Below are 7,262 nucleotides of genomic sequence, written 5' to 3' on the forward strand. Positions count from 1 at the left end.
GATTTTTCGGGGGGATTACCCCTCATTTTTACTCTGATGTAGTTGCCCAAAGGTACTGAGGATGTTGGTTTCGCTGATGGCAGGAATATCGTTTCCCTCCAAATTTCTGTACCACTGATCACGGGCCTGAGCGTCCATGAGCGACAGCATACCGGAGCGCTTCATCAGATCTCGCCATATGTCGCGAGCAAGATTGCGGGTGTTCACAGGCATGGCCGTTTCGGCTTTCTCCATCAGCCAGCAGCCGCAGCGGAAATCTTGTTTCATTGCCCAGTCTCTTGCCACTCCGCCACCAATGCTGTTGGTGAGGGCCGAGATATCCGGGCTGACACGTTGCCCCCTGGCAACATTGCCCATTACTACTGTGACGATTGCCATAATCGCCTTATCTTGCACGTGACGCATACCGAAGGGCGGTACTTTGAACATGACCTGGAACGTATGGATATCGAGAGCGCCAGGCATTGTCGTTATCGTCTGACGGAAGACAGGCCTTGCTCCCCTGCTGCGCAGACGGCAGTGAGCTCCATCAAACTGGGTTGGCCTAGCGTTGAGTTTTACTTTTGCGTCTTGTGTTATGAGTCGTACCTTGGGCGAAAAATCTGCCCGAAGTGTGGAGAGCACATCTACACCACCGAGGTGAAATTACGTGATCCCACCTGGACGTTGGAAAAATAGGCAAAGTCAATCAGCTCCGTTTTCACTGGGGAGGCGGTGTTGTTGGTACGATTGGCGATTATCGCTATCGAAACTTTCGACAACGGTACAACTGCTTGCCAGTTACAATGGATTTTCAATTCCCAGTTTGCGTACCCAGGGTTCTTGTGAATAAAACGGCTACCTCAGTGTTGATATTGCGATGAATGGCGGTGCGATCCACGCCCTGATGATCGAGGCACAAGGCGGGCATTGAAGAGCGCATTTGAGGCGAGCACGGTGCCAGGAACGTGAAATGGCCAGCATGGGGAATAATCTGTAATTTTTCTCCTGGTGGCATGTCATGCACGAGCGCCATCGCATTATCTGCTGGCGATAACCCTGCGTCTTTTTCCCCGACAGAGACCCTCACGGGGGACGTGATGGCTTTCAATTCGTTCGAAGGGAATTACAGCACTGAGTGGAGCGAGCAGCACAAAGGAGCGAATGCGCCGATCGGCTGATGGGACAAGTTCAGGGTGATCGTTCCTTATTAGCCCCTGAATCCATGCTGGAGACGGTGCATTGGCGGCGATTGGCATTAAGACGATGCAAATTTTCTTTATGCAACCCAATATGCTGTTTATGTATATGGAAACTATTGATGATTTCTCTCCGTCACGTGAGTTCACCCACGCGCTGACATTAGATCCAAAAGTTAAAGCGTTTGATGATTATGTGCATGGGGAACTGCTACAGCGGGTATTTATGAATGATGGTCCTACCGAATGGGCAGTAATGGATAAGTTCTACCAGTTTGATTCCCGACCGGAGCCGGTACAGTATTAATTAAGAAAGACTGGTATTCTCTATAGATGTCACATCCAGCAACATGCGTGGTGCGCATGTTGCTATACAAAAGTGATTAACAATGATGACTAATTCTAATGCAGTTTTGTTGGATTGCACTTTCCGTGATGGTGGCTATTACACCAACTGGAATTTCGATGAAGATCTCGTCAATAATTATTACTCTGCTGTTGTTGAAGCGGATGTCGATATCATGGAGGCCGGCTATATCTCTGTGGCCGCTTCAGACTGTGGCCGCTTTAAAGTGGCTAATATAGCTGAATTTAACTTCTTGCCGATCATTCCGGGAAAGTCATGGGCGGCGATGATAGACAGCAAATCCATTATCTGCCTGGAAAATTGGTGTGAAGTTATCACTAATATTTTGAAAAAAACCTGCCAGGCCGGTTATCGGAATTATTCGGATTGCCAGCAAATTTAACCAACTTGATCACGTTGACCAACTTTGTGAATTTATTTCCGCCTTAGGTTACCGTGTCGTGCTAAATTTAATGCAAGTCGATCTCGCCAGCGAAGAAGAGGTAACTTTCGCCTTCGATAAAATCGCCCAGATGCCATCGATTGAAACTGTTTATCTAGCCGACTCTTTTGGTTCAATGGCCCCCCAACGGGTCGCTGAACTCATTACCCGCTTAAAAAAAACAACGTCTGCCAATATTGGCTTCCACGCCCACAATAATATGGGGCTGGCGCTTGTGAATAGCATGACGGCTCTTCAAGCGGGAGCCAACTGGATTGATACAACCTTCTCTGGAATGGGGCGCGGTGCTGGTAATGCGGCCACGGAAGAACTTTCTGAATTGATCAAACAGCCCGATGCCGAAACACCTGCGGTGGATGCATTGTTGAAACGCCACATGGGTGTATTAAAAAAAACCTATAACTGGGGCGGTGGCGTGTTATACCGTCGGGCGGGTAAAAAGAAAATACATCCCACCTATGTTCAGTTTTTGATAGATGCCGATCTTTCGGTAGATAAAGTGTATTCGCTATTAGAGAAAATACCGGCAGCCTCCCGCTCAACATTTAATAACACTCTTATTAAGGCGTTGATAAATGAATATTGAGCATTTCTCCCATATTGTATTTGATATGGATGGGGTGCTGATTGATAGCAACCATATGAAGGTTGACGCTGCCAGGCGGATAATGCAGGCCATATTACCTGACGAGGCCGCCACCTTTGTTGACCATTTCCGGCAAAACTTTGGCCTGACCCGGTACGCTCACTTCGCCTGGGCCTATGAACATTTGCTGGCAAAAGCGGGTTATTCCGCAGAGGTTATCGGGAGCTTGGTTGCGCAATATGGCAAGTTGGTGGCTGAAGATTATCCCGCCTGCGCGGTAACCTGCGGTACTCACGCATTGCTGGCGCAGATTAATTGCCCTTGTTACGTTCTCACGGGCTCCGAGCAGTCTGAAGCCAGAACCCTGTTGCGTAGCCACCAGTTAGATACCTGCTTTGACGATATTTTGGGCGGCCCGGTAAGTAAATCTGAAAACCTTGACTGGATTATTAATACCTATGACATAAACCCGGCTGAATCGGTACTTATAGGTGATGCTTATCATGATTTTGAGGTGGCAAGTCGTTTTGGGTTTTCTTTTATTTTGGTTTCCCAATATATGCCATTCGATAACTATCCGTTGATTGAAAAAGTCAAATCCTGCGGCGGCTATGTCGTTAACACATTATCTGATTTACTTACTGATGAGTTTATGAAATGAAAATCAAGAAACATGCATCTAAATTTAGCTATGGGCTGAATTCAAAAAGCCTGATACTGCCTGACAGCGCAACGGGTGGAATGTCGTGTTCTTTATCGCCAAGGGCGCAGTCAACATTTCACCGGCATCATGAAACCGAGCTGTTTTTGATAACTTCTGGCAAAGGGCGCGTGCATATAGAGGGCGGGGAGTCTGAAGATGTAGCTGCGGAAGATATTATTTATATCAATCCACTACACGGCCACACGATTGAAAATACCTCTGAGGATGAAGATTTAAATTTTACCGCGCTGTATTGGGATAACCCCGAAAAAAAACAGCGTGAGGAGATGCCGAAGGATACGCTGGTGATTTCAACGCCGCCGACGCCAAACGGTGATTTACACCTTGGGCATTTGTCTGGGCCTTATCTGGGCGCGGATATTTACCGCCGTTACCTGACGCTGCAGGGCGTTTCTGCCCGTCATTTAACGGGGCGGGATGATAACCAGACCTATGTAAAACGCATTGCCATCAAAGAGCAGCGCACACCTGAGGACGTCGCCAATGATTATGCGGATAAAATCCGCCAGACTTGGGATAAAGCAGGCATTGCCTTGGATTTTTTCTCAACCCCACAAACGACGATGAATTATCACGGTCGGGTGAGCAGCATCATTGGCCGCCTCTACGATCGGGGCTTTATTTTCGCTAAAGATGTGAACGAACTCTACGATATTAATACCGGGTTCAGCCTGCATGAAGGCTACATTAAAGGTGGCTGCCCCCACTGCAATAGTGCTTCAGATGGAAACGCCTGTGAGCAGTGTGGAAGGCCGAATGACTGTACCGATCTGATTAACCCAGAGAGTAACTTCCCAGAAGCGGTGGTCGGCACCCGGGCTACTAAAAAATTGTATTTCCGCCTGTCTGCCTTGGCCCCGCAGCTCACGGAGTTGACTTCCCGCAGCACTATGTCGGCCCGCGCTCGCGCGCTGACGCAGGGCATGTTATCTGACGGTTTGCCGGATATTTGTATTTCCCACCGCTCAGATTGGGGTATTCCCGTAGAGATCCCTGGATTTGAAGATCAGGTGTTATATGTCTGGTTCGAAATGGCGGCGGGCTACCTGGCGGCTGATGAAGATTTACAGCCTCAAGCGCCATTTTTCAAAAATAAAAACTGCGATATCGTTCACTTCTACGGTTTCGATAACGCCTACTATCATACCTTATTATTCCCGGCCATCTACTATGCGCTGGATGAAGAATATAATGTGCCGGTTAACCATGTCATTAATGAATTGCTGTATTTGCGTGGCGAAAAGTTTTCGACCAGTCGGCGTCATTTGATCTGGGCCTCAAAACTGTTGAGTAAAGTACCGGTTGATTATGTCCGCTGGGGATTAGCCCGTTCGCGCCCCGAAGTGAGCAATGAAAACTTCAGCCTCGAACTTTTTATTGACGCGATTAATGACTTCTTTGTCGGCACATTACAACAACACCTGACGACCTGTTGCCGTGAACTGGGCCTACAATTCCAAGGGGTGATACCGGAACCGGGTGCATGGACATCTCAACATGCGGCCTTCTACCAGCGGGTGAAAAACTTGGCCAGGGACGCGGAACATGCCTATCGCATCGATGCCTTTTCACCGCAAACGGTGACGGCCAGGCTTGAGGAAATGGGGCGGTTAACGCAAAAATTCTTTAACACACAGTCAAAGTATGAAACCCAATCGGCGCTGCGCGATTATCAACGCACCACTTTTGCCCTTAATTTTTGGGCCATAAAGCAATTTGCTACTCTTGCCCAGCCAATTATGCCGGAGGGCAGCGAATATATTCTCAAGTTGCTTGGTCTTGATTTTGACGGCTGGAAGCACGATCGAGAAGGCTTTATCGCAAGTTCTCATGTACTTTCAGAGTGCAATGAAGGCTATTTCAACATCATCCCCGGGAATATTGGGGAACAGGTTTGCCAAATTAACTAACCGAAAAATTGTTTTATCGGGCCAATAAAATTTACTTTTAATAACAGGAGTCAATGTTATGTCCAATGCTAATTTGCGTGTCGTTATTACCGGTGCGGGCCGTGAGATGGGGCGTTCTCTGGCAATTCGCTATGCGAAATCTGGGGCCGAGGTGCTACTTTCAGCGCGCAATGTCGAAGCGGCCGAAAAAGTGCTTTACGAGCTTCAGGCGTGTGGCTGCCCCCGCGTGCACGCGTTTGCCTGTGATTTATCGGATCCTGCCAGTATCCGGGAATTTGCGCAGGCCGTTGAAAACAAGTTTGGTCACGTGGATGTGCTGATTAACAACGGCAGCCCATGGGTAGAAGGTCAGCAACTTGATGCCGCCAGTGATGAGGAAATTACCAACGTCATCATGTCCTGTACGGTGGGCACAGTATTGATGATTAAACATTTCTTGCCGCTGTTACGCCAATCCGAGCGGCCGGATATCGTGAACATTATTTCTTCTTCCGCTCACCCCCTCACCCATGACTGTGAAGGCCATGCCGCCTTTTATGCCGCCAAAGCCGGGCAAGGGCGTATGGCAGAAACTCTGTCGCTGCGTCTGCGTGAAGAGGGGATCCGCGTGATTTCCCTGTACCCGCCCAAATTTGACAACAGCGACCCACTCGTCGGCGACGGGCAGGTTTCTCGTACCTCAAAGGATCGACTGACTTCGGAGTCCCTGATCGATTGCATACAGTTTGCGGTGAATATGCCCAGAGACTGTTTCATCCGCCGCTTTGATTTTGAATCGGTATAAGCAGTCTGTAGTGCGGATTTTCCAGAGTATCACGTTTCTTTTTGGGAGAAGTTTCCATGTGCGGAATTGCAGGATGGGCGACGTTTAACCGTAATTTTCACGCCAGTCGGAGCGAGCTGGAAGCGATGGCAGCAACAATGGCGTTACGGGGGCCGGATGCTTCGGGGATTATGATGGATCGCCATGCGGGGTTGAGCCATCGCCGTTTAGCCATTGTCGATCTCGAAGGCGGTGTTCAGCCAATGACGGCAAATCTGCCAGGGGCTGCGTGGCGCTTTCTTACAGCGGTGAAGTCTATAACTTTAAAGAATTACGCCGAGAACTGACGCAATTAGGGCACGTGTTTACAACCCAAAGCGACACGGAAGTGGTGCTGAAAGGGTATTTACAGTGGGGCAATGGCGTCTGCGAGAAATTAAATGGCATGTTTGGCTTCGCCATTTGGGATGCCCGGCATGAGGTGCTGCTGCTGGTACGCGACAGACTTGGCGTCAAACCGCTTTACTACTATCCCACCGAGCAGTCAGTGCTATTTGGCTCCGAACCTAAAGCTATCCTGGCCCATTCACAGGTGCCTAGCGTCTTGACTACCGACAGCTTGCGTGAAGCGCTGGGCTGGACTAAAACCCCTGGGCATGGGACATGGGATGGTCTCAAGGAAGTCAAACCAGGAACCTATGTGCAGTTTGGTCGGGATGGACTGCGGGAAGAGGCTTACTGGCAACTTCAGGCTAGGCCGCACCATGACTCGCTGGAAAAGACTATCGAAAATGTACATGCCCTGCTTGCCGATACCGTAAAAAGGCAAATGGTTTCCGATGTACCGCTCTGCAGCCTGCTTTCCGGCGGGTTGGACTCCAGCGCCATTGCAGCCATCGCCAGCCGGCAGCCAAACGCAGAGCGTCAGCTTAAAACCTTTGCCGTGGATTTTGAGGCCCATACGGATCAATTTGTGCCCGATGTTTTTCGTGACGAATCCGATGCGCCCTATGCCCGTAAAGTCGCGGAAAAAATTGGCTCCAAGCACACTAGGGTGTGTCCCGGAATTATTTTTTGTACCATCCAACGCCTTTTTTAACCAGACGAAGTCTTTTACGTGGCTCGTTACGATTTTCCCGATGACGCTTGGGCATTGATTTCCCCCCTGCTGCCGCCTGAACGAGGCGTTTCTAAAGCCGGTCGCCCCTATCTTGAGCACCGCCAAGTGATGAATGGCATATTTTGGGTGCTGTGTTCAGGAGCCCCTTGGCGGGACCTGCCCGAACGTTATG

10 protein-coding genes and 1 pseudogene are annotated in these 7,262 nt (G+C 49.4%); 10 read left to right on the forward strand and 1 reads right to left on the reverse strand.

The window, feature by feature from the left end; all coding sequences use genetic code 11:
* Nucleotides 1-21 precede the first annotated feature (21 nt).
* A pseudogene (locus tag IV04_RS23210) lies at nt 22-321 on the reverse strand (DUF4942 domain-containing protein); the annotation flags it as partial.
* A 75-nt stretch (nt 322-396) separates the two neighbouring features.
* Between IV04_RS23210 and IV04_RS27160 the strand changes: the two are divergent.
* The 10 genes from IV04_RS27160 to IV04_RS25625 all read left to right on the forward strand — a co-directional run.
* Nucleotides 397-678 carry a putative zinc ribbon protein gene (locus IV04_RS27160; RefSeq protein WP_161782111.1) on the forward strand — a complete coding sequence of 94 codons (282 nt, stop codon included), beginning with the start codon at nt 397-399 and terminating at the stop codon, nt 676-678.
* A 543-nt stretch (nt 679-1,221) separates the two neighbouring features.
* The gene (locus IV04_RS23215; RefSeq protein ID WP_231566336.1) at nt 1,222-1,485 is read left to right on the forward strand and encodes an L-rhamnose mutarotase; all 264 of its coding nucleotides are present in this window, start codon (nt 1,222-1,224) and stop codon (nt 1,483-1,485) included.
* An 82-nt stretch (nt 1,486-1,567) separates the two neighbouring features.
* A complete protein-coding gene (locus tag IV04_RS26955; RefSeq protein WP_231566337.1) occupies nt 1,568-1,927 on the forward strand; it encodes a hypothetical protein in 360 nt (119 codons plus the stop codon).
* Nucleotides 1,928-1,985: 58 nt separating this feature from the next.
* Nucleotides 1,986-2,573, forward strand: a complete 588-nt coding sequence (locus IV04_RS26960) for a hypothetical protein (protein ID WP_231566338.1) — start codon at nt 1,986-1,988, stop codon at nt 2,571-2,573.
* Complete coding sequence (locus IV04_RS23225) at nt 2,563-3,234, forward strand: HAD family hydrolase (protein ID WP_037404605.1); 672 nt, start codon at nt 2,563-2,565, stop codon at nt 3,232-3,234. The genes IV04_RS26960 and IV04_RS23225 overlap by 11 nt, the downstream gene beginning before the upstream one ends.
* Nucleotides 3,231-5,207, forward strand: coding sequence for a class I tRNA ligase family protein (locus IV04_RS23230; RefSeq protein WP_037404606.1), 1,977 nt, complete (start codon nt 3,231-3,233; stop codon nt 5,205-5,207). The genes IV04_RS23225 and IV04_RS23230 overlap by 4 nt, the downstream gene beginning before the upstream one ends.
* 58 nt (nt 5,208-5,265) lie before the next feature.
* Nucleotides 5,266-5,991 (forward strand): SDR family oxidoreductase, encoded by a 726-nt coding sequence (locus tag IV04_RS23235; protein WP_037404607.1) that lies wholly within the window; start codon nt 5,266-5,268, stop codon nt 5,989-5,991.
* Between the two features lie 56 nt (nt 5,992-6,047).
* Complete coding sequence (locus IV04_RS26965; protein WP_231566339.1) at nt 6,048-6,317, forward strand: hypothetical protein; 270 nt, start codon at nt 6,048-6,050, stop codon at nt 6,315-6,317.
* Nucleotides 6,260-7,069 (forward strand): asparagine synthetase B, encoded by an 810-nt coding sequence (locus IV04_RS23240; RefSeq protein WP_235212869.1) that lies wholly within the window; start codon nt 6,260-6,262, stop codon nt 7,067-7,069. The genes IV04_RS26965 and IV04_RS23240 overlap by 58 nt, the downstream gene beginning before the upstream one ends.
* Before the next feature lie 18 nt (nt 7,070-7,087).
* On the forward strand, nt 7,088-7,262 hold a 175-nt coding region (locus tag IV04_RS25625), incomplete at its 3' end, for a transposase (RefSeq protein WP_152562949.1).

The organism is Serratia sp. Ag1, assembly GCF_000743355.1.
Classification (GTDB): Bacteria; Pseudomonadota; Gammaproteobacteria; order Enterobacterales; family Enterobacteriaceae; genus Chania.